We start from the raw sequence: 24,851 nt of genomic DNA on the forward strand, positions 1-24,851 counted from the left end.
CGACCACCGTTTTTCAATACAGAAGTATAGCAACCCGTTAAGACGTGCGTTACTGGTATCAACAAACAAAAAGGCCCTATGCGAGCCTTTCAAAAGATTTAATTTTCTTACTGGCATCTACTACCATTCGAAAACGCCCTTTAATACCGCTAGATGTAACAAATTGCCGGAGCCGGCTGGTCGGAACTTGAACACGCAGACCTGACTCACTGACCATCACGACATCCTGCATCGAGGGAACATATAGCACCTCACATTGTGTGTAAGGTGCGTTAATTGAGAAGTAAAAAACCGAGTCTGTTGGGCTAATGCTTGTCATAAGCAAGACTTTTACTCACTTTCTCGAACAAATCTTTACTTAACCCCTTATGATTGAGTAACCGGCCTAGCTGTTGCTTCATGTGCACCTGGTGCTCGCTCGCAAAACCTTGCCATTGGGTTAAAGGCGTAACGATTCGGGCTGCAACCTGAGGGTTAACCGCATCGAGCTTAAGGAGGTAGTCAGTTACAAATTTATAGCCGCTGCCATCTGTCGCGTGAAATCTTTCACTGTTGTAAAAAGCAAAACTGCCAATGACTGAGCGAACACGATTTGGGTTACTCATTGCGAACTGAGGATGTTCACACAGCATTGTGATAGTGGCAAAAATGTCATCGCGATTTTGCGTTGCATGGAGGGCGAACCATTTATCCAGCACGAGTGGGTCGTGGTTCCACGTTTCTTCAAATTTCGCCATCAAACTATCAAACACCGCTGAACTGCAATGCTGAGCACTTCTGAGCGCCCCTAGTGTGTCTGTCATATTGTCCGCATTATCAAACTGCGCAATGACCGTACCTTCGTGTTGAGGTAACCGTGCTAAATGAGCAAGGACAACATTCTTACATCGCCTTTGATTAATTGCTTCTTGTGTGTAGCGGTACGCGCTTCTTTCAATGTTGTTAAACACCTGCAAAAGTTCGCCTTCTAACGCTTGAGCAAATTGATCGCAAAATGCATTTCTTGCCTTAGAGAGCGCAGAAACGCTGATATTACTTCGGCTTTGACACAAAGTTTCAAAAGAAGGGATAACTAAACATTCACCTAATAATTCAAGATTAGTCTGTTCTAGAGCAATGGCTTGCCTGATACCGTTCCAAATATCGTTGCTTATCGCGGAACCTGGCGATTCCTCCAATTGTTTTATACAGCGGTCATACAACGTTTGCATCGCATCCCAACGATTAAACGGGTCTCTCGCATGTTTAAAAATGGTAAGTAGCGAATTTAAATCTAACGGATTTTCAACTTTCGCTGGCGCAGAGAAATTGCCTAACACTACAGGTGTTAAATCAGTTGTTTTGGCATCTACTGTAAAATGCGCACTGGCGTCTTTTAAAATAATCATGCCATTTTGAATAAGCGATTCGTTATCCGTATAGCTATTCCCTTGGTTATCCACAATTTCAATGTTTATCGGGATATACAGTGGACGCTTTTCTTTTTGATCGGATGTTGCAGGCGTATGCTGTGACAACGTGAAGCTATGCTTAACATTGCCGTTATGCTCGGCTTCAGCACTATGCTGAACCGATATTACGGGAGTGCCTGATTGACTGTACCAACGTGTAAACTGGGTTAAATCTAAATCCGTGGCGGATTGCATCGCAGCGATGAAGTCATCACACGTTACCGCCTGACCGTCATGTCTTCTAAAGTATTCATCCATACCACGCCTAAAGCCTTCAGGGCCGAGCAATGTATGGAACATGCGGATCACCTCTGCCCCCTTGTCATATACAGTCACTGTGTAGAAATTATTCATTTCTATCACTTCATCTGGCCGAATTGGGTGGCTCATTGCACTGGCATCTTCAGCAAATTGATGCTCACGCATGACACGGACATGCTTTATGCGATTGCTTAACGCCGACGTCATATCAGCACTAAACTGTTGGTCCCTAAATACCGTTAAGCCTTCTTTTAGACTTAGCTGAAACCAATCACGACAGGTAACCCGGTTACCCGTCCAATTGTGGAAGTACTCGTGAGCGATAACTGATTCCACATTAAAGAAGTCATCGTCGGTAGCGCTTTTCTGGTCGGCCAATACAAACTTACTGTTAAATACGTTTAGGCCCTTATTCTCCATGGCCCCCATATTAAAGAAGTCGACGGCAACAATCATGTAAATGTCTAAGTCATATTCTAGACCGAATACATCTTCGTCCCATTTCATGGCACGCTTAAGCGATTCCAATGCGAAAACACCCTGCGATTTCTTCCCTTTATCCACATAGAGTTCAAGGGCAACCTGTTTCCCACTTGTTGTGGTATAGCTATCTGTAAGTAAATCGAAGTCACCCGCAACGAGGGCAAAAAGGTAGCAAGGTTTTGGGTGAGGGTCGTGCCATTTGACAAAATGGGTATTTGTGTCGATATCACCTTTATCGACCGGGTTTCCGTTAGCAAGCAGCATAGGAATTGATTTATCGGCAACCACGGTGACCGTATAGACAGACAATACGTCAGGACGGTCCATAAAATAGGTAATTCGGCGAAAACCTTCTGCCTCGCACTGGGTGCAATAAGCTCCACCTGACAAGTACAAACCTTCAAGCGCTTTGTTTTGTTCAGGAGCAATGGTGTTAGTGATGTTTAAAACGAACTCGTTGAGGTGTGTGTTAATGGTTAATACACTATCGGTTACTGTGTAGTCGTCGCTAGAGAGTGGCTTACCGTTGATGGCAATAGAGTCTAGCGCTAGATTATCGCCATCGAGTACTAAAGGCTCATCGTGAACCCCACTACGGCTAACCGATAATGTGCTGATAACCTTTGTTTGCTTGGGGTGTAGCGTTATATGTAGGTCAACTGTCGCTATCAAAAAAGCGGGCGGCTGATAATCCGCCCGACGTTTAGCTTGAACTGACATAGATCCTCCTAAAAGAAAGCCTACGTGGATGTAATGGAGCGTTTTATCAAACAGTTTCTTTGCTGTTTACTTCAAGCGTAGGTGGTGTAATACGTAGAATCTTAATACCTAAGTACGCATAAACAACAGCAAGGATCGGGTTAATTACATTGAAAAACGCATAGAAAATATAATCAAATGGATTCACCAATAACACGCTGTGCATGTAAGCACCACAGGTGTTCCATGGAATAAGCGGAGACGTCAACGTACCGCCATCTTCAAGGCTACGAGACAAGTTTAACTGGTCAAGGCCACGTTTTTTGAACTCTTCTTTGTACATGCGCCCTGGCATGACAATTGAAATATACTGATCTGCCGTTACCAAGTTGGTCGCAAAACAGGTAAGGATGGTACGACTCACCATATCGCCAGCTGACTTTGCGCCAATGAGTATAGCTGATACTGCACGTTTCAACAGGCCAACACGCTCCAATACTGCACCAAAAGACATCGCACAAATAATGAGCCAAATAGTATTGAGCATAGAAGACATGCCGCCACGCGACAATAAGCTATTGAGGTTCTCATCTGGCGTTGAAAAGCTCACGCCATCAAATAGTGCAGTCCAAACCACTTTAAGGGCGCCAACATTTGCAGTGTCGTCGCTGCTCGCCATAGATGTCACCACGTCCCACTGAAACACGACTGCCCAGACGCCCCCTAACAATGCACCAATGAAAACAGCGGGAAACGCCGGCATCTTCTTAACTGCAAGGGTAAGTAAAACGATAAGAGGGACAAGTAAATGCCACCCCAAGTCGAATGATTCGTTTAACAAAAGTTGCATCTGTTCTATACGCTCGGCCTTAGCCTCACCCACTTCACTAAAACCCAGAACGGTGAAGAGAACAAGTGCAATGACAAAGCTTGGAATAGTGGTCCAAAGCATATAACGGATATGCTCGAATAAATCAGTTCCCGCAACGGCTGGCGCTAAATTTGTTGTTTCAGACAGTGGCGAAATTTTATCACCAAAGTACGCGCCAGAAACCACTGCCCCTGCTGTAATAGCAGACGACATTTCCATTCCAGCAGAAACGCCCATTAACGCCACACCTACTGTTGCTGCAGTTGTCCAGGAACTGCCTATACTCATAGCAACGACTGCACAAATAAGGCACGCAGCAGCATAAAAAAATGAAGGATTAAGTAGTTCTAGACCGAAATAGATAAGCGTAGGTACGGTTCCGGCCAGCATCCACGTACCTATAAGTGAGCCAACCGCTAACAGTATTAAGCAGGCGCCAAGAGACATAGAAATGCCGTCAACAATTCCCTTCTCTATGGTTTTCCAACTGTAGCCATTTTTCATTCCAATGATGGCAGCTAAGCCCATGGCTAAAAGTAACGCAATCTGGTTGGGGCCGTATGAAGAATTATCCGCAAACAGATAAACCGCACTGCCCATCATTACCACTAACGCAAGAATAGGAAGCATTGCATCGAGAAGTGACGGCGTTTTTATTTCTTTATTCGTCATTGTCGTTTTTTAAAACCTTATTATTGTATTTGTAACGCGTTAAGCGTGCTGTCCGCTTTTTATTGACTGTTTAGAAAACTGAGCGGTAAAACATCAGTGCGATGATCACTGGGCACACGAAGCGTACGTACCAAGGCCAGATTTTCCAAAAGATGCTGTGCTCTGCGAACTCATCACCCTGCTTAAGTTCATCGAGTATTGCATCTCTGCGCCACACCCAACCGGCGAAAATGCAAAGCGCTAGTCCAAGGAGCGGCTGACTGTATTCAGTGGTTAGTGCGATGACGAACCCGAACAAGGCGTCAAAATTCAAAATAATGATGCAGCTCAGGGCAAAGATAACTGTCGCCATTAACAGCACCGCTTTTTTCCGTTGAAGACCTTTACTTTCTACCATGAAAGCTACCGGCACTTCTAACATTGAAATTGAAGACGTTACCGCCGCGATAGCCATTAAAGCGAAAAACGTGAAGGCAACGAAAAGCCCTACTGTCCCAATGGTGTCAAAGAGTGCTGGTAGTACTTTAAAAATCAGCGTGTCGCCTTGGATTAACGCGCCTTCTGGTGTGAAGATTTCAACGCCATTGTTTAGTGCAACATACATAGCGGGGATGATAAGCATACCTGCTATCACCGCAACACCGATATCGACAAGCGCTACCGATGCGCCAATGCTAGGTAGGTTTTCATTTTTACTCAAGTATGAACCATAGACCAACATGGTACCCACACCTAGCGACATTGAGAAAAATGCTTGTCCCATAGCATTAATTAATAAGTCTGGGTCTAGAACACGGGAGAAGTCAGGCACCAAGTAAGCAGACCAACCTTCGATAGCACCCGGCTGCAAGCTGACATAAACAATCAAAGCAAGAATCAATATGACCAAAGTAGGCATCAGTCGCACTGACCACTTTTCAATGCCAGACTTAACGCCGCCAACCACGATAAATGCGGTTAACCCCATGAATAAAAAGCAGAATATTATGTTACGCGTAACTGAAGAGGTAAGTAACCAGTCGCTTGCGCTCGTTAAACCCACCATATTAACGGCGGCATCGGCGAAATAAACTAGCATCCATCCGCCAACAATCGCATAGAATGCCAGAATAAGTGACACGGTAACGCAGCCCCAAATACCCGTTAGCCTTCCAATGAAGTTACCTGAAATTTTGCCTAATGCATCAACCATATTTGAACGCGAACTGCGTCCTATGATGAGTTCAGCCATGAGCACGGGGTAAGCAAGTACAAAAGCGAGAAGCAGGTACACTAGAACAAACGCCGCGCCACCATTACTTGCTACTTTTGTGGGAAACCCCCAAATATTACCCAGTCCGACTGCTGAGCCTGCCGCTGCTAGCACGAACCCTATTCGAGAGGAAAATTCGCCTCTGATAGCCATGTTGTTTCCCTTTATTATTGTTTTAATAATTTATAGACACAAAAAAAGGGCTGGCCACAGACCAGCCCTTTTCTCTAATCACTTAATTTCTTGTGATAGCGTAACGGCCTGTTTCGATCATATCGAATGTAATGTTGGCTGCCTCATCCAAGAATGGATCTAATTCTTCCATATCATCAGGTAGGTCGTCCAATGTTGTGACCGTTTCCATTCCCATTCGCTGTAAACGTTCGTTAGCACGAGCAAGCGACTTCTCTTCCGCTTCTTTCTTCTCTGCTTCACGTACAGACTTAACTAATGAAATGAAATTTTTGTCTTTATTTTCTTTGTATTCTTTAATGTCGTCATAAATGTATGAAAACTCGGGATTTTGTAGAATACGTTTGTTGTGTTTAGCTGTCAGCACGTCTAATGCAGCAGTACCATCAGCAAACGTTGTATAGTTCGCACGATTGATACTATCCCAAGGTAAAGCATTTTCGGCTTGAGATTCGCCCCATTCTGCCGGGTCTACCGCAGATGGATAAAGAATGTCAGGAATAACACCCTTGTGCTGAGTACTTCCTCCATCAATACGATAGAACTTAGCGATAGTAAACTGAACACTGCCTAAAGGATTATCATACAGGTCGTAAATTTTACCTAAACCGCGATGTTGCTGTACTGTCCCTTTCCCGAAGGTTTGTTCACCTACGATAAGTGCACGGTTGTAATCCTGCATCGCTGCCGCAAAAATTTCTGATGCAGATGCGCTATATCTATCAACCAATACGGTTAGCGGGCCATCATAAGCCACTTCGCCGTCAGTATCACGGTTAACGCTAACTTTGCTTTGGCCGTATCGAATTTGAACCACCGGGCCTTTTTCAATAAATAAGCCTGTAAGTAATGTTGCTTCGGTAAGAGAGCCACCGCCATTACCGCGCAAGTCTACGATAACGCCTTTAACGTTTTGCGCTTTCAAGCTTTCTATTTCTTTAGCAACATCCATACTAAGGTTGTTGTAAAAACTTGGAATGGTAATAACACCTAGCGGCTCTCCAGCGTGTGGGCCCGTCTCGGGCACATACACTTCAGATTTGGCTGCTCTGTCTTCTAATTTGATTTTATCGCGGGTTAGGCTGACGACTGAGGTTGTCTTAGCGTCACTAGCACCTTTTTCAACCTGCAAACGAACGGTACTTCCCTTAGGCCCTTTAATAAGCTCTACAACCTCGTCCAAGCGCCAACCTATTACATCGACAAACTCTTCGTCGTCTTGAGCTACACCAACAATTTTATCTTCTGGCTTAATCGCACCTGACTCATCGGCTGGGCCGCCAGGCACAACACTTTTAATTACCGTGTAATCATCTTCGCTTTGCAACACAGCACCAATGCCCTCAAACGACAAATTCATATCCATTTGAAAGCGTTCCGCATTGCGAGGCGACAAATAACTGGTATGGGCCTCTATGGTACGAGCAAATGCATTCATAGCAGTCTGGAAGACGTCTTCGCTTTTCGCCTGCTTGGTGCGCTTAATGGCTCTCGTGTAGCGCTTGGTAAGAAGCTCTTTAGCCTCTTCCCAAGTTTTGTCAGTAAGGATAAGGTTCAACGCATCGTATTTAACGCGTTGACGCCAAATTTCATCAAGCTCAGCCTCACTTGCAGGCCACTCTGCGTCCTCTCTGTCATAAAAGAATTTATCGCCTTCTTTCTCAAAGTCGAATGGTCCCTTTTCTAACAGTGATAATGCATATTCGTAACGCTCAATGCGACGTTTCGCACTGACGTTATACATATCATAGGCAACTGAAAGGTTACCCTTACTTAGGGCATCATCGAACAACGTGCGGTATTTCTCAAAACTGACAACATCAGACAACAACAAAACTTGTTTATTGTGATCTAATGAGTCGACGAAGCGTTGGTAAACTCTAGCAGAGAGCGCATCATCCAACGATATTTCCTTGTAGTGCGCCCGAGTAAAAAGCGCGCTTACTCGCTTAGCCGCAACACTGTGTTGAGATTCCTGCTGTAAGATAGGAAGCTCGTCTACATCTGGTGTTGACGTAACTGCGCCTGCTCCTACCCCAACGGTAAGAAAAGCACTGGCAATGGAAATTCGAAGGATGTCTCTCATATTTTACGACCTCTTGGAGCGTGCCAAACGTAAAGCGTCTGCGTTTACTTTAACTACCATACCTGAGTCTAATTGTACGTGAACGCCATCTTTAGCAACTTCGGTAATGACTGCCGGCATCGGTGCTTTACCTAGCTTAACAGTAACTTGTGTCCCTTGCTGTAAATCGCTTTCTGTCAATTTCGCAGGTGGTGTAGTGTTTGGTCTGCTATTTTTCGGTTTAGTTCCGCGCTTAGTATCAGCTTGGTCCGAATTTGCAGATTTTTCACCTTTCGGGCGATTAAATTGACGTTTATCTTTGCGCTTTGGCTGTTGAGCTAGCTTAGCTTTGCGCTTTTCAGCCGCCTTTGCTTTGCTTTCTTCTAACTGTTGATGCGCGTGATCAGCATGCTCTTTTTCAATTGCGTCACCTTCTACACCGTCTAGGTCTACGCGATTCACACCTTCTTTGATGCTATGAAGATAGCGCCAACTATTAGTGTAATGACGAAGTGTAGAACGAAGAAGCGTTTTGCTTACGCGTTCTTCTTCCTCTAAACGTGCGGCAAGATCTTGAAAAATACCGATCTTAAGTGGGCGGGCCTCGCCTTCAATGCTAAAACATTTTGGAAAGGTCTCTGCAAGGAAAGCTATTACTTCCTTACTGTTGGTAAACTTCTCTGGTGATTCCATTAACTTTCTAAATTATTCAAGAGATTTCATCGTTACTTGCATCATCCCAAGTTGCCAGCGTGTGGTCAACCCAATCAAGCAATTCGTCGTCATCTATTTCTAATAAATGCTTATCTTGTTGCCAAGATTCCCATGCGTAGTGCAAAATTTGTTCTAAACGCTGTGTTTCAATATCTTCTTCCGCATTGTCATAAATAGCGTGCAGGATAAAATTTAAACGCTCAGATGCCTCATCTGGGTCATCATGAAAGTCTTCCATATCCTCGAACGTAGATAAAACAACGTGTATATCGACACTGGATTTCATAATTATTTCTGCGAATCCATAAGAATTTGAGCAATTTCAACAAGCCCTTTTTCGTCTTCTTCTGAAAAACGTTCAAACACAGGGCTATCAATATCAAGCACACCAACAAGTACATCATTGAGCACGAGTGGTACCACGATCTCAGAATTTGACGCGGCATCGCATGCAATGTGACCTTCAAACTGATGAACATCCGCAATGCGCTGAACGGTTCGAGTGCTTGCGCTTGTGCCACAAACTCCCTTTCCTAACGGAATGCGAATACAGGCGGGCTGTCCTTGAAATGGCCCGAGTACCAACTGCTCTTCTTTAAAAAGATAAAAGCCTGCCCAATTAACCTCTTCAAGGTTGTTGAAAAGTAGCGCACTGATATTGGCCATATTAGCGATAAGATCGTGCTCGCCAGAAACCAAGCTCTTCGCTTGGGCTACCAGCTGAGTATACTGTTGTTCTTTCAAACGTATTTCCTGCTATTGAACAATGTTAAAAGACACACTAACCCGCGCTTCTATGCGTTCTTGACCGGGGAGAGACATAGACATGTCTTTGGCGAAGGCTTCCGCGCGCATTACTGGAATCGGCATATTGCCACCAGATTCAGAGATTGCAACTACTTCACCTACTTCAACCCCTAATTCTTTAGCCAATAAGCGTGCACGTTGCTTTGCGTCTTTCACCGCCGCGATTAGTGCTTTTTGATATGCGTTACCTTCTGCGACTGAAATAAAGTTAAATTGCTGGATACGGTCAACGCCTCTTTTCAATACTCCATCTAGCACTTTATCATACGTTTCAAGGTCGGTAGAGGTGACTGATATATCGCGAGACAGAGTAAAGCCTTCTTGCTGACGCCCCTGAGGTGAATTGATATAGCGAGGCTGGAGGCGCACTTGCATACTTTGAATATGCTTCTCCTCAATACCCTCGCTGAGTAAAAACGTTACGATTGACCTTAAATCAGAATCTAGCTGAGTATTGAGTTTGCTAACAGTATTGCCTTCTTCTTCGACTACAAGCGTCACCGAATAGGCATTGGGTGTAACTTCTACAGCACCTACTCCTTGAACATTGATTACAGCATCCTGTGCAGCGTGTGCCGAAGATACTGCTGAACAAAAAAAGACTACAGCTGAAGCAAACAGCGTCTTTGCCATCATGTTGTGTTTAATTCGCGTGAACGATTTCATAAAGATTCCTTGTTTAATACCGTTTGATTTCGTTATACAAAGGATAAGTGTCGATTACTGAACAGTTTATGAATAGTAGCAATGCACAAAGATTAGCACTGAACTGATATGAAAAGAGAGGTTACTTCGCCGAAATGCGGTTTTTACACGGCAAACCCGAAACGGGTTAAGCCGCTCGTATGGGGAGTTAAAAAGCCAAACGTTTAACTGACAATTTGGTTAAACGGTTTGGCCACAACTAATTCAAAAAAAATGTGCTTATGAATGCGTGCGCTTTGCCTATTTGAGCACAGTGCTCAATGCGGCAAGACAATGGTCTATATTACGAGGCTTGCAAGCATATCCCATGAGACCAATTCGCCACACCTTACCTGCGTGATCACCTAATCCCGCGCCTATTTCCAGATTGAAATCTTCGAGCAGTTGCTTGCGAATGGCAGCGTCATCTACTCCATCTGGAATTTTAACTACATTCAGCTGTGGTAAACGGTAACGCTTGTCTACAGTTAGTTCTAAACCAATTTCACTTAAGCCTTGCGCCAGTTTTTCGTGGCCTAAAGCATGTCGCTGCCACGCATTTTCTAAGCCCTCTTCTTTTAAAATAAGAAGCGCCTCATACATCGCGTACATACTGTTGACTGGCGCGGTGTGGTGATAAGCACGTTTCGCACCTTGCCCCCAGTAGCCAACGATTAAATTCATATCTAAAAACCAGCTTTGGACTTTCGTTTTGCGGTTTTGAATAACATGAACCGCCTTATCACTGAAAGAGACCGGCGAAATTCCAGGTACACAGCTTAAGCATTTTTGTGAACCAGAGTAGATCGCGTCAATTCCCCAGCCGTCAACATCCAGTTCAATTCCACCAAGCGAGGTAACCGCATCAACAATGCTTAAACAATCATATTTTTTTGCTAGTTCGCAAAGCGCTTTAGCTTCATTGCGAACGCCCGTTGATGTCTCCGCATGGACAAAAGCAAGCACCTTTACATCCGGATTAGCTTTAAGCGCATCCTCGACAGCATTCAGATCGGTTTGCTCGCCCCATGTATTGTTGATGGTTATGGCTACTCCACCGCAGCGCTCAACATTTTCAACCATGCGATTACCGAACACACCATTAATGCACACGAGCACTTTGTCACTAGGTTCAACTAAATTAACGAAGCACGCTTCCATTCCCGCTGAACCCGGTGCCGATATTGGCATAGTAAGCGCGTTTTCAGTTTTGAATGCATACTGTAATAGCTGTTTTGTCTGATCCATTAACTCGATGAATAAAGGGTCGAGGTGACCGAGCGTAGGTCTGGCCATGGCATTCAATATTCGAGGGTTAACATCGGATGGTCCTGGTCCCATCAAGGTACGTTCAGGGGGTATAAATGTTGAAAACGATTGCATAATCCATCCTCATTTTTGTAAAGGGCCTGTTTTTATATTTGGAATCATGAATGTAAACCATGACTTTTGACGTCATACTACAAGGATAATAAAAAGGAACAACAGGCTGTTTTGAACATAATTAATATGAATGAAAGCGTAACTGTATATTGCAATTTTAATATACTTATAAGATCCGACCTGCTAAAGGCAACATGCGGCAGTTAGAGAGAAAAGTTTTCTGAAATTTTTTGGCCAAAATCATCACATCCGACCAGTATTTAATTTGTTGATATATCGAGTAATAATCATTAACTCGATTGAATGGTGCCATTGTAAGATAAATTTCACATAAAAATTGTTTATAAAATAAACAGAGATATTCTATAATCACAACTCGTTTAAAGTATTTATTTAAACTCTCCCTGTAAAAGTTAGCGCACGGCTCAGCAATGAGCCATTCCCCTAGGCCCGGAACTTACGTTCTGGGCATTTTTTATGGTGCGATAAAGATCAACACGCCCGTACAATCAACGTTAATCATCAATTGGCTTCAACGATGTTTTGTACGTATTAGCGTTTTCTACATAGTGTGCAGCGGAAGCTCTGAGTTTGGGCTCTACATTTTCATCCAGAGTTCGAATCACTTTACCTGGCGCACCTACGACTAAACTGTAGTCAGGAATTTCCATGTTTTCAGTAATAAGTGCGTTAGCGCCAATAATGCAATACTTACCAATTTTCGCGCCATTTAGCACAACAGCATTAATGCCTACTAGGGAGAAATCACCAATCTCACATCCGTGAAGCATCACCTTATGGCCGACCGTTACCCCTTCACCCAATATCAAAGGAATTCCCGCATCAGTGTGTAATACACTTCCGTCTTGGACATTAGTATTTTTACCAATAGTTATTTTATCCATATCGCCACGTAGCACCGCGTTAAACCAAACGCTGGAGCCGGCTTTCAGTTCTGTGTTGCCAATAACATGCGCACCGGGTGCAATAAACGCACTCTCGTGAATATCTGGTGAAATAGAACCTAACCTGTATCGCATAATCGTTTCCCTATTCGTCTACTTTTCTCATTAACCCTTCTTGCATAGTTGAAGCGACAAGTTCACCACTTTGATTGAAGATTTGTCCGCGAACAAGTCCTCGTGAACCACCGCTAAAGGGACTTTCCATTGCATATAGCATCCATTCATTCATATTAATTGGGCGATGAAACCACATGGCATGGTCAATAGTTGCAATACGAAGTGACTTGTCAGTTACCGCAACGCCGTGAGGTTGCAGCGAAGTGCTAAGAAAATGATAATCTGATGCATACGCCAACGCTGCTTGATGCACAGACAGTTGTGCATTCATTGTATCTCTTGCTTTCAGCCAAATATAACGAGTGGGTTCACGCTTAGCAGAATGGTATGAATTGGCCGCGTCGACTGTGCGAATGTCTACCGGTTTATGGTAGCTCAATGCTTCTTGCATAGGGCGCGCTATTTTATTGAAATTCGCCTCATAAAACTCTATGTCAGATTGTACGTCTTCCGGCGGAGGCACATCTGGCATGGTCGGATTTTGATGCTCCATTCCTTTTTGTGGAACTTGGAAAGACGCTGTCATATAAAAAATATTTCGGCCATCTTGAATAGCTTTTACACGACGTGCAGAGAAACTTCGTCCATCTCGTACTATTTCCACGTCATAAACCACAGGCTTTTTGGCGTCACCTGGCAGCAAGAAGTAAGTATGGAATGAATGTGCCACCCTATCTTCTGCCACGGTTTTGTAGGCTGCTGCCAATGCTTGTCCTAAAACCTGTCCGCCAAATAACGCTCTAAAGCCTAAATCCCAACTCTGACCTCGATAAATTTCAGCTTCCACTGTTTCGAGTTCAAAAAGTGACGATAGTTTAATTTCAGACATGTTATGCATTCTCTTCAATAACTGCTTTTGGGTTTCGCGGATAATACTTCTCAGGCAATTTTGCTTTATGCTCGAAAAAACGCGTATCTTTATAGGGTAACTTCATAAACCCTGAAATGCCTAGCCCTTTTATTTCGGGAATTTGTTGTACCAACAGCGCTAATAATGCTTTGAAACGTTCCTCTTGGCTGTGATCAAGCAATGTATAATAGTTATGGATCTTCAAATGCTTGGGAAGCGCTTCAAATATAATGCAGCCTGTATGATGGATTGAGTTTAGTTGAACGATAGTATCGATGATGTCCTGCGGTAATTTTAATAATTCGTCAGGATCGTCGCCGTCTTCAAAATAAGAGTGGGTGCGGCTATCGTCTTTTTGTGCGGAGGTACGTGATAATTCGTAAGGAATTGATACGCCGTTGGCTGGAACAAAGTCCTCATCCTCACTGTCCCGTTCAATATGAAGTGTATTCTTTGCGTTAAACATACAGCATTTAAATACAGCTGGTTTGTGTATAGCTCTTGCTAAGTTAATAACGTTGTTGACGGCTAAATCAAAGGCGGTTTTTAATGTTTCATCATACAAATTCAAGCTCGAATCAACATATATACCCTCTGGCTCCCAACGCACTGCCATACCGCCTACCACAGGGTAACGGCCTAGTCTGCTTATAGCCGAAACAAAGGCTTTTTCGGTATCGCCCATGCCCTGTAAATAGTTTTTGTAGTAGCGATCAAACTGCGCATCGTCTATGTAGCGCAATTCTTCCACTTCTTTTTCATCTATAGCGTCAGAGAGTCGAGCTTGTTGCCTTAGATAAGATTTTCTAGAGCTGTAAACAACTGTCTCAATATCTGCATGATTTCGCGTTAACCATGTAGGAATGAGCGGGGTATATTGATGAGGGATATCACGGGTAAACACCATATTTTTCAATACGTGAAGATGATTAAATAAATAGTCCCCCCCCTGCCTTCTTTTTACCGGATCCTCGCTAAGCATGTATTCTAGGATATTAGCAAGCATTTTGGGGAGTCCTAGGGATGACGGCGTGATCACTTTACTGCCATAGCGACACGACTGCCCAGATGCCAATGCATATAGCGTACTTGCCAACCCTTGTTCGTCAAAACGCGGGCTGGAAAGCGCACCATTTAACTGTTCCTCGCCGATAAAATAAACATCACCAAGACGGGCGTTAGTTTGATGTAATTCTCCTGACATTAAATCCATCACGTTATTACCCACATACTGTCCGGTAATATCAGTCTGTGCAAATACCGAGGAACCCCAATCTATCAATCCGACAGATTCATTTTTAGCATCCCAAACCAAATTCGAGGGTTTGATGTCTCCATGAACAATGGGTTTTATTTCTCCATTCTCGCTATATTGACGAAAGCTCGATAAAAGCTCGCCTACTTGGACCGCAATTTTCACAATAATACGGGGCGGTAATGGTCCGGTTTTCAAGCTGACTTTTTCTAAGTCTTCGCCAGGTGCACGACCCATTACTAAAATAGACTGTTTACGAATTTGCTGATATTCAATAAAGCGAGGCACAAACTCGTGATTTACGTGAGAGAGCATAAATGCTTCTTCTTCTAATCTATCTTGCACGTGCTGTGGTAACGTAATGCGTGAGAATTTGAATACCCGTGATTCACCACTTGGCGCATTCCCTGCGAACGCAAAACCAAAAGCTCCTTTGCCCAGAAGCTCAATGTCGCTATAACCTAAACTCTCCAACTGTGAAATACACAGGTTTACCCAATCTTTGAGCTTTTTGGCGTCTGCATGAGAAAGCAAATATATCGACTGCTCATCAGGTATGTAGAAGTGTTTTAGGCCTTTAAGTTGAGACATTTTTTGTTTCTCACTTATGGTATTTGTTTATCTGCTGCTTAAAATGCTTTATTCAGCTGTAACGCAAAAACTATAATTTAGCTGTAAATTCGGCCACTAATTATCTTCGTTTATCCAGGAAACATGCGCTGTCGCATGAAAACCCGCTTCACCTGCGCCTAGCATACCGATTACGCTTTCCAATGCGTGATTTAGATTTGCATCGAGTTGCCAAGGCGGGTTTAATACAAACACACCCGACCCATACATGCCGGCATCAACCGTGTTTTCTGCTACACAGATCTCTGCTTTAAAACAAGGTTTACCTAATGCTGCAAGCTGGTCGCACATAGCTTCACTCGCGCCGCTTTTGGCGCCGGCTCTCTCAGAAAGTAACGGATACCACACTACGATTTGTGCCTGTTGCCAGCGTTTAAATACCTGTTCTACGCCCTTAACAAGGTCGCTATATTCATTCAAACGCTCATAAGGCGGGTCTATTAGGATTGCGCCACGGTTGGGTTTCGGCGGCGTGAGCGCTCTAAGCCCTTCATAACCGTCTCGTTTATGTACATGGGTATTTAACGAACGTAATCGGGAAAGGTTTTTATCTAATTTATCAAACTCCGCTGGATGAAGCTCCATCAGATGTAAGTTATCACAATCCCTTTTCGCCTTTGCACTTATAGCAGGGGAACCGGGATATTGCTGTTGCGCCAAAAATGGTTCACATAACGATAAGTAGTCGGCTAACAAGTGTGGCAAATCTTGCGTACTACTATCCTTGGTAAGCAGACGAGAAATACCTGTTTCAAATTCTTTGTTTTTCAACGACATCTCGTCGGTTAAATCGTATGCACCTGCACCAGCATGAGTGTCGAAAAGTGTAAAAGGTTTATCTTTTTTCTTTAATGCGTTGATAACGCCAATCCAACTAAGATGTTTGATAACATCAGCGTGGTTGCCCGCATGAAAGGCGTGTTGATAGCTAAGCACGAAACCTCGGTGAAATTCTTGTTTGTTTATAATGCACTATAATAACGTTATCGCGCTTTGAGGTATACAAAACTAAAAAGGGCCAATCGGTTTGAATTTGGCCCTTTTAGTATCATGCTCATGCAAGTCAAATGACGTTGAATAATATCATTTAAGATGCATTAACATTTTCTCTGGCGTCGTTAGGTAACTCATCCATAGGTTATTAAATCGCACCATCGTTGCGCCATCAATAATACGGTGGTCGCCAGACCAGTTAACCACCATGATATTCTGAGCGCTAACATTTCCTTCATTATCAAAACGCGGAAGTTTCTGCGTTTTACCAAGCGCCACAATTGCAGCTTCTGGCTTATTGATTACTGGCGTTGCGGTAATACCGCCTATTGCTCCAATGTTAGAGATGCTAATCGTACCGCCTTTCAAGTGCTCACCAGCCACGCGTCCTGCTCTGGCTTGCTCTATTATGTCCTGCATTTGAACAGCAATATCTAACAGAGAAAGGTTTTGAACCCGCTTAATGTTTGGTACAAGCAGACCAATTTTAGAGTCGACCGCAAAGCCAATATTGTGATCAGCGAAATAACTGATCTCAGTGGCGTCGTCGTTAAGTTGGCTGTTAACTACAGGGAACTCATTAAGTGCTAACGACATTGCCTTAACGAAAAACGGCATAAAGCTAAGTTTTACGTTTTTCGCTTCGAACTCAGGCTTAAGCAACGTGCGAAGAGAGATCAGGTTGTCCATCACTAACTCGTCACTGACTGTGAAGTGAGGAATAGTATAAACCGATGCGGACATTTGCTTAGCCATGGCAGCCTGAATACCACGCACCTTTTCCGTTCTTACGCTGCCTTCAATAGCAGTGCTCGCAATGTTTGAAGCGCCTTTTTCTGCGGCAGATGAGCTTGACGAAGAAGACGGTTTTTGCGACGACGTGCCAACATTTGAATGTTTTAGATTCAAAACGTCAGACTTAAGGATTCGGCCTTTTTTACCCGACCCTTGAACGGAAGAAAGGTCGATATTCTTTTCTCTTGCAACACGTCTTACCGCGGGGCTAGCCAACACCTTACCCTCTATAGCAATAGGTGGCTCGTATTCGCCGTCGCTGAACTTAGAAGGTGCGACGTGCGTTGACTGCTGGTTCGAACCGTTCGTTTGGGTTTGCACCGAGCTTTGAGAAGCAACGTTAGAAGAGCTGGTATTTGCCGATGACGAGACATCAGATGCGCTGTTAGCAGCCGAGGCTTCGTCGGCCACTTCCAATGCGAACAATGCGCTATGCACCTTCGCTATATCGCCCTGAGCGTAATAAAGACGATGCACGGTGCCGGCATTTTTAGCAGGTATTTCAACCACTGCTTTGTCGGTCATCACTTCTACAACGGCCTGGTCTTCCTCAATTACATCGCCTTCTGCCACGTTCCATTTTACAATTTCGCACTCAACAATCCCTTCACCAATGTCCGGCAGAATAAAGTCTTCAATATGCTTACCATTTGACGAGCCTGACGCAGAAGAAGTATTTTCATTCTCTGGCACCTTTTCAGACGCACTGCCTGTTATCTCGGCCTGCTCGTTTTCTGACTGCCCGTCTGTATTGGCATCATCTGGTGTCATAGAAAACAACGGTGCATGGACCTTAGCGATATCGCCCACAGCATAATGCAGTTTGTTGACCACACCCGCATGCATTGCAGGAATCTGAACGGTCGCTTTGTCGGTCATTACTTCTGCGACAGGCTGATCTTCTTCTATGTGCTCGCCTTCAGACACCAACCATTCAAGAAGTTCACATTCAACAATACCTTCACCAATGTCCGGTAAGATAAACTCAATTGTCATTTCATTGTCTCCCGGTCTTAGTAATGAAGCGTACGTTTTATGGCTTCGTACGTCTTAGTTTCATCTGGCATATATTCTTTTTCATGTGCCAGTGGATAAGGCGTGTCTAAACCACACACTCTTGCAATAGGCGCTTCTAGGTACAAGAAGCAACGCTCCTGAATACTTGCTGCAATTTCGCTAGCGAAACCGCCTGTGAGCGGCGCTTCATGATTTATCAACAAGCGGCCTGTCTTCATTACCGATTGCATAACCGTTTCTACATCCCACGGTAATATACTGCGCAAATCAATGATTTCACACGAGACACCGTCTTCTAGGGCCATTTCTGCGGCTTTTTGCAATATTTCTATCTGTGCGCCCCATCCAAGTAGCGTTATGTCGTTTCCTTCTTGAACGATGTCTGCTTTACCTAACGGCAATTCGTAATCTTCTTCCGGTACTTCTGATACAGAAGCACGGTAAAGGCGTTTAGGCTCCATAAACAATACGGGGTTTTTATCGCGAATTGACGCAAGTAACAAACCTTTCGCTTGATATGGATCCCGTGGGATAACAATCTTCAAGCCTGGGCAGTGAGCGAAGAACGCTTCCGGTGATTGACTGTGATAATGGCCGCCCGCAATACCGCCGCCGTATGGTGTGCGAATCGTCAATGTACCTACATCAAACTGTCCCCCTGAACGATAGCGCCATTTTGCCGTCTCATTCACAATTTGATCGAATGCGGGGAAAATGTAGTCACCGAATTGAATTTCAGCGACCGGTACAGAGCCTTGAGATGCCAATCCGTTAGCAAAGCCAATAATGCCTTGTTCAGTAAGCGGTGTATTAAAGCAGCGAGCTTTGCCGAACTTTTCCTGAAGATGACTGGTTGCGCGGAACACACCACCAAAATGACCCACGTCTTCACCAAAGACCATCACTTTTTCATCTTCGGTCATGGCTGTGATGAGTGCATTATTAATCGCTTGAAGTAGATTCATCTTAGCCATTATTTTACTCTCCCTGCTGTCTTAGGGTACATCTTAGGGTACTTTTTGATATGTGCTTTTAATTCACTGAGTTGTTCTTTTAAATGCCATGGCGGCGTGTCATATACATCTTCAACGATATCGTCGATTGAGCAAACGTCCGTTTTTTCACAGCTTTTCATCGCTGCCAATACATCTTGTCTGGCTTTATCAACACGCTTTTGGTTCTCGGCTTCGTCAAACCAGCCTTTACTTTCTAGCCATTTAGCCATTCGAGCTATAGGATCTTTGGCTCGCCACTTATCCTCTTCTTCACGCGAGCGATAGCCCGTAGGATCGTCCGACGTTGAGTGTGCAGCCAAGCGATACGTCATGGCTTCAATAAGCACAGGACATTTTTCTTCAATGGCAATGCGACGTGCTTCTTTAGTAGCAGCATAAATAGCTAGCACATCGTTCCCATCAACACGGATAGTTTTGATACCGTAACCTAAGCCACGAGACGCAATCCCGTCACCTGCGAATTGCTCTTCCGCTGGAGTTGAAATGGCGTAGCCATTATTACGGCAAAAGAAGATAACGGGACAATGTAATACCGCAGCCATGTTGAGCCCTGCGTGGAAGTCTCCTTCTGAAGCAGCGCCTTCGCCGAAATAACAAATAGTGACGACATCTTTCCCTGACATCTTCTGGCCATAGGCATAGCCTGAAGCTTGGGGAATTTGCGTTCCCAATGGCGATGATATCGTCATGAAGTTAAGCGGTTTATCACCATAATGTATAGGCATTTGGCGACCTTTGTTCGGGTCGTCTTTGTTGCTAAACATTTGGTTCATGAATTGTTCTGTGGTGTACCCGCGGTATGCGAGCGCGCCTTGCTCGCGATACTGCGACATGATCATATCATCATCTGACAACGCGGCAGCACTTGCTACAGACGCGGCTTCTTCACCTGTACTTGCTAAATAAAAACTGATGCGGCCCTGACGCTGGGCGCCCACCATACGCTCATCCAATACGCGAATGTAATGCATGGTATTAAATATTTTTAATGCTTCTTCTTTACTCAGTTCAGGCTCCACTGCTTGTTGGATGAGTTCACCTTGTGCAGAAAGAATTTGCAACATGGGGATATCAACGACCCCTTTAGTAATAATTTCGACCTTGTTGGTTGTTTTTACTTCGGCCAAATGGTTTCTGTCTTTCACGTTTTTTCCCCTTAAAAATGAGGGTTGATAGCGACTTATAGTGATTACACTATGCTAGATGAGGACATACGGGAGCGTCTTACTTATTCAAAGGCATTTTTTCAGAAAGGGAGAAACAGACATACCAAATTAACCGAGCAAGGCAGGATAACTGTCCTAAAAAGGTAAAACTTATGTAAATTTAATGATAAATGGATAGGATGAACCTTTCACATGTAAGGGAGGTCTTTTGAGTTTTATTGGTTCGAGATTTTACTTTTCATGTAATTTAATTACTGAATTTTGCCAAAAATCCAACGCGAATTTGCCCATTTGTCTAGTTAATTTTCACAATTGTCTTGCGGTGTAAATGTAACAAAATATGTAATTTGTGTATTGCAGAAACATACGTTACAAAACAGTAAAAAGTGTGCTAGTAATAAATAGTCACAGCGATAATGGACGTTTATAAAGAGGCGAATGACCTTTGCATCGTACCCCAAAAATCGCTGGACTCCAGGGAACTATTCACACGAGAATAATTATGAAAAAAACAATTATTAGTACCGTAGTTGCAGCCGCACTAGCCGGCTCTGCTTTTGGTGCGTTAGCTATTTCAAATCAATTATCCGGTCATGGCGTTGAGCAACGCAATGCTATTGAAGCCTCATTTGATAAGAAAAATATTCTTGCGAATGCGATTCAAGCCTCTAACGACAGCGTACGTGTTATCGTTCAACTACATGATGTGCCAATGGCACAATTCAGCGCAGTTAATCCAAGTGTGAGCACCATGGCTGCTCACAAAGGACAGAAGATTAATTTTCAGTCAAACGCTGCGAAAGAGTACAAATCGTTTCTAGAAACTCAACAACAATCGGTTATAAAGTCGATTAAAGCATTCGATAAATCGTTTAAAGCTGATTTATCTTACACTGCTGCATTTAACGGGTTCGCGGGTATCGTTTCTAAAAGCGCTCTTGATGAACTATCAAGCTTGTCATCGGTGAAAGCGGTCTATCCTGACGTTATTCACCATGCTCAAATGGACGCGAGTTTAGACTTGATTGGCGCCGTTCAGACATGGGAACAATTCGGCGGTAAGGAAAACGCCGGTGCTGGCATTAAAGTAGCGATAATAGACAGCGGTATTCGTCCTGAAAACCCATTGTTCAGCGGTGAAAACTTTGAAGCGCCTGCGGCAGATACTCTCCCGACTGACGATTACTGTTCAGAAGTTCCTGATTTCTGTAACAATAAATTAATCGTTGCTCGTGCAGCTGAAATCGTTGAAGGCTTTACTGTTGTAGAAGAAGAGTATGACAGCCCACTTGGTTTTAACGGTCACGGCACCCACGTTGCCGGCACAGCCGTTGGTAATTTTGGTGTAATGGCAGAGCGCGACGGCGCTGAAGCAGAAATTTCGGGCGTCGCGCCGGCTGCTTACTTGATGGTTTACAAGGGCCTCTACGCAACCCCAGCTAACCCAGCCTCTTCAAGCGGTGCATCATCAATGTTGCTTTCTATGCTTGAAGCAGCGCTGACAGATGGTGCTGATGTTGTAAACAACTCTTGGGGTGGTAGCGCTGGCGGCAACCCAAATGGTTCTGTTTATCAAGACGTACTGGAAGCGATGCATGATGCGGGCGTAGTCACCGTATTTGCAGCAGGTAACGACGGCCCAGGTGAAGGTACAATTGGCTGTCCTGGTTGTGACGAAAATGTATTGACAGTTGCAGCAACAACAACAGGCCGATTGTTTGCGAACGAATTAACCATTGAAGGCGATACTTCAATTGGGTCAATCCCTGCCCTCTACTCTGTTGGCAACCCTAACATTGTGTTTGACACTGCATTAACCGCTCCTGTTGTTTACGCGGGTGAATTAGATGCGGCAAACGTAGAAGGTTGTGATGAATTTACTGCGGGCGCATTTGACGGCGCTATTGCACTTATCAGCCGCGGCACGTGTGGCTTTGTAACAAAAGTCGAGAATGCTGAAGCTGCTGGCGCGGTTGCCGTTGTTATTCATAACGTTGATGGTCGCGGCGAAGCTCCCATTTTGATGGGTGGCCTTAGCCCAGATCAAACAGTTCCTTCATTCATGATCCCAGCCACGCCGGGTCAGGAGTTAGCAACATTAATTTCTGGTTCTGAAGAAGCAGTAAATATCACTATTGGCGCTGAAGTAGTTCGCGTTGTATCTGACAGCTTAGCAGATATTATGGCCGACTTTAGCTCACGTGGCCCTAACGGTGACCCTACGTTCTTGAAACCTAACATTGCTGCACCAGGCGTTAGAATTTTCTCTGGTGAATCACCAGACGCGCCGGGGCATGTAGGCGAGAATTTCTCGTTTAAAGGCGGCACATCAATGGCATCGCCACACGTTGCTGGTGCTGCAGCGCTTATTAAGCAAATGCATCCAGATTGGACTGCACAGCAAATTAAGAGTGCGCTTGTTACCTCTTCTATCCGCGATGTATTGAAAGAAGACGCTGCCACTGGTGCTGACAACTTTGACATGGGTGCTGGACGTTTAGACCTGCCTCGTGCAACTTCAGTTGAACTTACTTACAGTGATATCAGCCTTGTTGACGGCAACTGTTACTTAAACTGTGAAATGTCGATCACAGTCACAAATACCAGCAACGAAGACGTGACTGTTGATGCGACAGCAATGTTTAACGACCCAGCCATTACAGCGACGGTAACGCCGAAAATGGCGACCCTTCCAGCGGGTGCATCTGCTGAAATCATGCTTTCGTTAGATGTAACGACAGCGTCTACGGGTTCATGGTCTTTTGGCGGTATTAACTGGGCTGACACAGATGATACAACAACAGATTACTTCATTCCTGTAGCTGTTTATCCAATCAGCAGCGATGAACCTTCGCTGTTTGACAGTGATGTGAGCAATGAGTTTGCTGCTGAAGGTGAGCTTGTTGTTACCGAAGCGTTTGCTTCAAACACCGATGTGACTGGCATGATCAGCATTACCGGCGAAATTGATCACAAGTACGCGATTAACCCTTCTACTATCTCTGCTGTGAAAAACGGTAACCAAGAGCCTGTGAGCTACGATGCAGACTCTGGCACCGTCTATTGGGAAGGTGCACTTAACACTGCGTCATTCTCGATGAATGCAGACACAACAATTGGTGACCTTCTTGAAGGCTTTGGTTTGGGTCGATACGTACCTATGTCTTCTATTGGCGTAGCGCCACTTGTGTGCTCTGGCTCGTGCGATGACGCGTCTATCGAAATCAGCCTTCCACGTACTATCACCTACTTAGGTGCTGAGTACACAACCATGCAGATTTCATCGAATGGTTTTGTTTCATTGGGTACAAGCTCAGGTAACATCACTACGCCATTTGCTGAAGTGCTTCCTAACTTGAGCGAGCCTAACAACGTTGTAGCGCCTTACTGGACAGACTTCGACCTAGCTGGTGGTGGTGCAGGCACAGGTAGCATTTATGCAGTAAGTCTGACTACAGGCCACTTTGTTGTTGAGTGGGAAAATGCGCAGATTTGGAACGAAGATGGCACAAGTTTCAACTTCCAGCTATGGTTTGAGTACGAAACAGGTAACGTAAACTTCGTTTATGGCCCAATGGATACACCTGTATATGAAACTGTTGTTGGTGCTGAAAACTCATCGGGTAGCGTTGGTACTACGTTTGCGGCGCTTACTGGTGCTGGTCCTATAGGCACTCTGCCTGTAGAAGGTGACGAGTTCGTACTTACTGCAAACGCAGGTGACGAAGTAACAATTAGCTACGCAGGTACTGTTGTTCCTTCTAGTGAATACATGGATGATATGCTTTCTGTTAACGAGGATGCGTCGGTCACGGCTAACATTCTAGCTAACGAAATGGACAGCACAATCATCAATAAATTTACGATGGAATCACTTTCTGGTGACTTCCGTACGTTCACGCCGATTACGATTGATAAAGCGCCACTTGATCCGTCAACTGTTGCAGTAACCACTGAAGCAGCAAACGGTACAGTGACAGTTAATGACGATGGTACGGTTACTTACACGCCAAACGCTGATTTCTTCGGTGAAGACTCATTCACGTACTCTGTACAGGTTGAGGGCACTACTGATGAAAATGGTGAACCGGTTGAAGGTGACATCATTGGCGAAGGTACGGTAACGGTAGCGGTTGCAGGCGTACAGGATGCACCTGTAATCTCAATCTCTGCACCATCAAGCGTTGATGAAGGTGAATCGTACACAGTAACAGCGTCAGCAACTGATGCTGATGGTGATGACGTAACCATTACTATCAACGGTGTAGAAACAACATCGTTCACTGGTACTGCACCGAGCCACGAGCAAGCCAATCGTGTAACGGTTCAGGTTACTGCAACGGATGGTATCGACACTACGACAGAAAGCGTGACTATTACGGTTAACGATAAGTCGGGTGGTTCAATGGGCTGGATTGCATTGCTTCTAGCGCCAGCGGTATATCTACGTAGACGCATGAAACGTTCATAACGTTATGTAAGTGAAGTGAAAAAGGCCGCAATAGCGGCCTTT

Annotated in this window: 18 protein-coding genes; 1 reads left to right on the forward strand and 17 read right to left on the reverse strand. The window is 44.5% G+C overall.

Annotated features, from left to right (window positions below; all coding sequences use genetic code 11):
• Window positions 1–76: 76 nt before the first annotated feature.
• The 17 genes from GVO63_RS19760 to GVO63_RS08300 all read right to left on the reverse strand — a co-directional run bounded on the left by GVO63_RS19760 (window position 77) and on the right by GVO63_RS08300 (window position 20,317).
• Window positions 77–319 (reverse strand): DUF2835 family protein, encoded by a 243-nt coding sequence (locus GVO63_RS19760; RefSeq protein ID WP_159579039.1) that lies wholly within the window; start codon window positions 317–319, stop codon window positions 77–79.
• A complete protein-coding gene (gene pepN, locus GVO63_RS08225; protein WP_159579041.1) occupies window positions 306–2,915 on the reverse strand; it encodes an aminopeptidase N in 2,610 nt (869 codons plus the stop codon). The genes GVO63_RS19760 and pepN overlap by 14 nt, the downstream gene beginning before the upstream one ends.
• A gap of 46 nt (window positions 2,916–2,961) precedes the next feature.
• Window positions 2,962–4,437, reverse strand: a complete 1,476-nt coding sequence (nhaC, locus tag GVO63_RS08230) for a Na+/H+ antiporter NhaC (RefSeq protein ID WP_159579043.1) — start codon at window positions 4,435–4,437, stop codon at window positions 2,962–2,964.
• A 70-nt stretch (window positions 4,438–4,507) separates the two neighbouring features.
• On the reverse strand, window positions 4,508–5,842 hold the full coding sequence (locus tag GVO63_RS08235) for a sodium-dependent transporter (protein ID WP_159579046.1): 1,335 nt from the start codon (window positions 5,840–5,842) through the stop codon (window positions 4,508–4,510).
• Between the two features lie 82 nt (window positions 5,843–5,924).
• Complete coding sequence (gene prc / locus GVO63_RS08240; RefSeq protein WP_159579048.1) at window positions 5,925–7,967, reverse strand: carboxy terminal-processing peptidase; 2,043 nt, start codon at window positions 7,965–7,967, stop codon at window positions 5,925–5,927.
• A 3-nt stretch (window positions 7,968–7,970) separates the two neighbouring features.
• Complete coding sequence (gene proQ, locus GVO63_RS08245) at window positions 7,971–8,639, reverse strand: RNA chaperone ProQ (RefSeq protein ID WP_159579050.1); 669 nt, start codon at window positions 8,637–8,639, stop codon at window positions 7,971–7,973.
• A 16-nt stretch (window positions 8,640–8,655) separates the two neighbouring features.
• Window positions 8,656–8,946, reverse strand: a complete 291-nt coding sequence (locus tag GVO63_RS08250) for a hypothetical protein (RefSeq protein ID WP_025255289.1) — start codon at window positions 8,944–8,946, stop codon at window positions 8,656–8,658.
• A 2-nt stretch (window positions 8,947–8,948) separates the two neighbouring features.
• Entirely contained in the window at window positions 8,949–9,404 is a 456-nt protein-coding gene (locus tag GVO63_RS08255; RefSeq protein WP_159492652.1) for a GAF domain-containing protein, read from the reverse strand.
• 12 nt (window positions 9,405–9,416) lie between these two features.
• Complete coding sequence (locus GVO63_RS08260; RefSeq protein WP_159579052.1) at window positions 9,417–10,133, reverse strand: SIMPL domain-containing protein; 717 nt, start codon at window positions 10,131–10,133, stop codon at window positions 9,417–9,419.
• Between the two features lie 279 nt (window positions 10,134–10,412).
• Window positions 10,413–11,534 (reverse strand): alanine--glyoxylate aminotransferase family protein, encoded by a 1,122-nt coding sequence (locus GVO63_RS08265; protein WP_201284957.1) that lies wholly within the window; start codon window positions 11,532–11,534, stop codon window positions 10,413–10,415.
• Window positions 11,535–12,049: 515 nt separating this feature from the next.
• The gene (locus GVO63_RS08270) at window positions 12,050–12,574 is read right to left on the reverse strand and encodes a gamma carbonic anhydrase family protein (protein WP_159579054.1); all 525 of its coding nucleotides are present in this window, start codon (window positions 12,572–12,574) and stop codon (window positions 12,050–12,052) included.
• Between the two features lie 10 nt (window positions 12,575–12,584).
• The gene (tesB, locus tag GVO63_RS08275; RefSeq protein ID WP_159492649.1) at window positions 12,585–13,445 is read right to left on the reverse strand and encodes an acyl-CoA thioesterase II; all 861 of its coding nucleotides are present in this window, start codon (window positions 13,443–13,445) and stop codon (window positions 12,585–12,587) included.
• Window position 13,446: 1 nt separating this feature from the next.
• Window positions 13,447–15,312 carry a phosphotransferase gene (locus GVO63_RS08280; RefSeq protein WP_159492648.1) on the reverse strand — a complete coding sequence of 622 codons (1,866 nt, stop codon included), beginning with the start codon at window positions 15,310–15,312 and terminating at the stop codon, window positions 13,447–13,449.
• A gap of 96 nt (window positions 15,313–15,408) precedes the next feature.
• Window positions 15,409–16,287, reverse strand: a complete 879-nt coding sequence (locus tag GVO63_RS08285) for a 23S rRNA (adenine(2030)-N(6))-methyltransferase RlmJ (protein ID WP_159492647.1) — start codon at window positions 16,285–16,287, stop codon at window positions 15,409–15,411.
• A gap of 147 nt (window positions 16,288–16,434) precedes the next feature.
• Window positions 16,435–18,135, reverse strand: a complete 1,701-nt coding sequence (locus GVO63_RS08290; RefSeq protein ID WP_159579056.1) for a dihydrolipoyllysine-residue acetyltransferase — start codon at window positions 18,133–18,135, stop codon at window positions 16,435–16,437.
• Window positions 18,136–18,152: 17 nt separating this feature from the next.
• Window positions 18,153–19,130 (reverse strand): alpha-ketoacid dehydrogenase subunit beta, encoded by a 978-nt coding sequence (locus GVO63_RS08295; protein ID WP_159579058.1) that lies wholly within the window; start codon window positions 19,128–19,130, stop codon window positions 18,153–18,155.
• Complete coding sequence (locus tag GVO63_RS08300) at window positions 19,130–20,317, reverse strand: thiamine pyrophosphate-dependent dehydrogenase E1 component subunit alpha (RefSeq protein WP_159492644.1); 1,188 nt, start codon at window positions 20,315–20,317, stop codon at window positions 19,130–19,132. The genes GVO63_RS08295 and GVO63_RS08300 overlap by 1 nt, the downstream gene beginning before the upstream one ends.
• 523 nt (window positions 20,318–20,840) lie before the next feature.
• On the opposite strand from GVO63_RS08300, the gene GVO63_RS19780 reads away from it, so the two are divergent.
• The gene (locus GVO63_RS19780) at window positions 20,841–24,809 is read left to right on the forward strand and encodes a S8 family serine peptidase (RefSeq protein WP_159579060.1); all 3,969 of its coding nucleotides are present in this window, start codon (window positions 20,841–20,843) and stop codon (window positions 24,807–24,809) included.
• Window positions 24,810–24,851: the final 42 nt, after the last annotated feature.

The sequence above is a fragment of the Alteromonas sp. KUL106 genome (genome assembly GCF_009811415.1).
In the GTDB taxonomy this organism is placed as follows: domain Bacteria; phylum Pseudomonadota; class Gammaproteobacteria; order Enterobacterales; family Alteromonadaceae; genus Alteromonas.

Bases quoted from the DNA above. Each gene is read 5' to 3' on its own strand.
- GVO63_RS19760 (WP_159579039.1), bottom strand. From the start codon at position 319: ATGACAAGCATTAGCCCAACAGACTCGGTTTTTTACTTCTCAATTAAC.
- GVO63_RS08290 (WP_159579056.1), bottom strand. From the start codon at position 18,135: ATGACAATTGAGTTTATCTTACCGGACATTGGTGAAGGTATTGTTGAA.
- GVO63_RS08295 (WP_159579058.1), bottom strand. From the start codon at position 19,130: ATGGCTAAGATGAATCTACTTCAAGCGATTAATAATGCACTCATCACA.
- pepN (WP_159579041.1), bottom strand. From the start codon at position 2,915: ATGTCAGTTCAAGCTAAACGTCGGGCGGATTATCAGCCGCCCGCTTTT.
- prc (WP_159579048.1), bottom strand. From the start codon at position 7,967: ATGAGAGACATCCTTCGAATTTCCATTGCCAGTGCTTTTCTTACCGTT.
- GVO63_RS08265 (WP_201284957.1), bottom strand. From the start codon at position 11,534: ATGCAATCGTTTTCAACATTTATACCCCCTGAACGTACCTTGATGGGA.
- GVO63_RS08270 (WP_159579054.1), bottom strand. From the start codon at position 12,574: ATGCGATACAGGTTAGGTTCTATTTCACCAGATATTCACGAGAGTGCG.
- GVO63_RS08280 (WP_159492648.1), bottom strand. From the start codon at position 15,312: ATGTCTCAACTTAAAGGCCTAAAACACTTCTACATACCTGATGAGCAG.
- GVO63_RS19780 (WP_159579060.1), top strand. From the start codon at position 20,841: ATGAAAAAAACAATTATTAGTACCGTAGTTGCAGCCGCACTAGCCGGC.
- proQ (WP_159579050.1), bottom strand. From the start codon at position 8,639: ATGGAATCACCAGAGAAGTTTACCAACAGTAAGGAAGTAATAGCTTTC.
- nhaC (WP_159579043.1), bottom strand. From the start codon at position 4,437: ATGACGAATAAAGAAATAAAAACGCCGTCACTTCTCGATGCAATGCTT.
- tesB (WP_159492649.1), bottom strand. From the start codon at position 13,445: ATGTCTGAAATTAAACTATCGTCACTTTTTGAACTCGAAACAGTGGAA.
- GVO63_RS08260 (WP_159579052.1), bottom strand. From the start codon at position 10,133: ATGAAATCGTTCACGCGAATTAAACACAACATGATGGCAAAGACGCTG.
- GVO63_RS08235 (WP_159579046.1), bottom strand. From the start codon at position 5,842: ATGGCTATCAGAGGCGAATTTTCCTCTCGAATAGGGTTCGTGCTAGCA.
- GVO63_RS08250 (WP_025255289.1), bottom strand. From the start codon at position 8,946: ATGAAATCCAGTGTCGATATACACGTTGTTTTATCTACGTTCGAGGAT.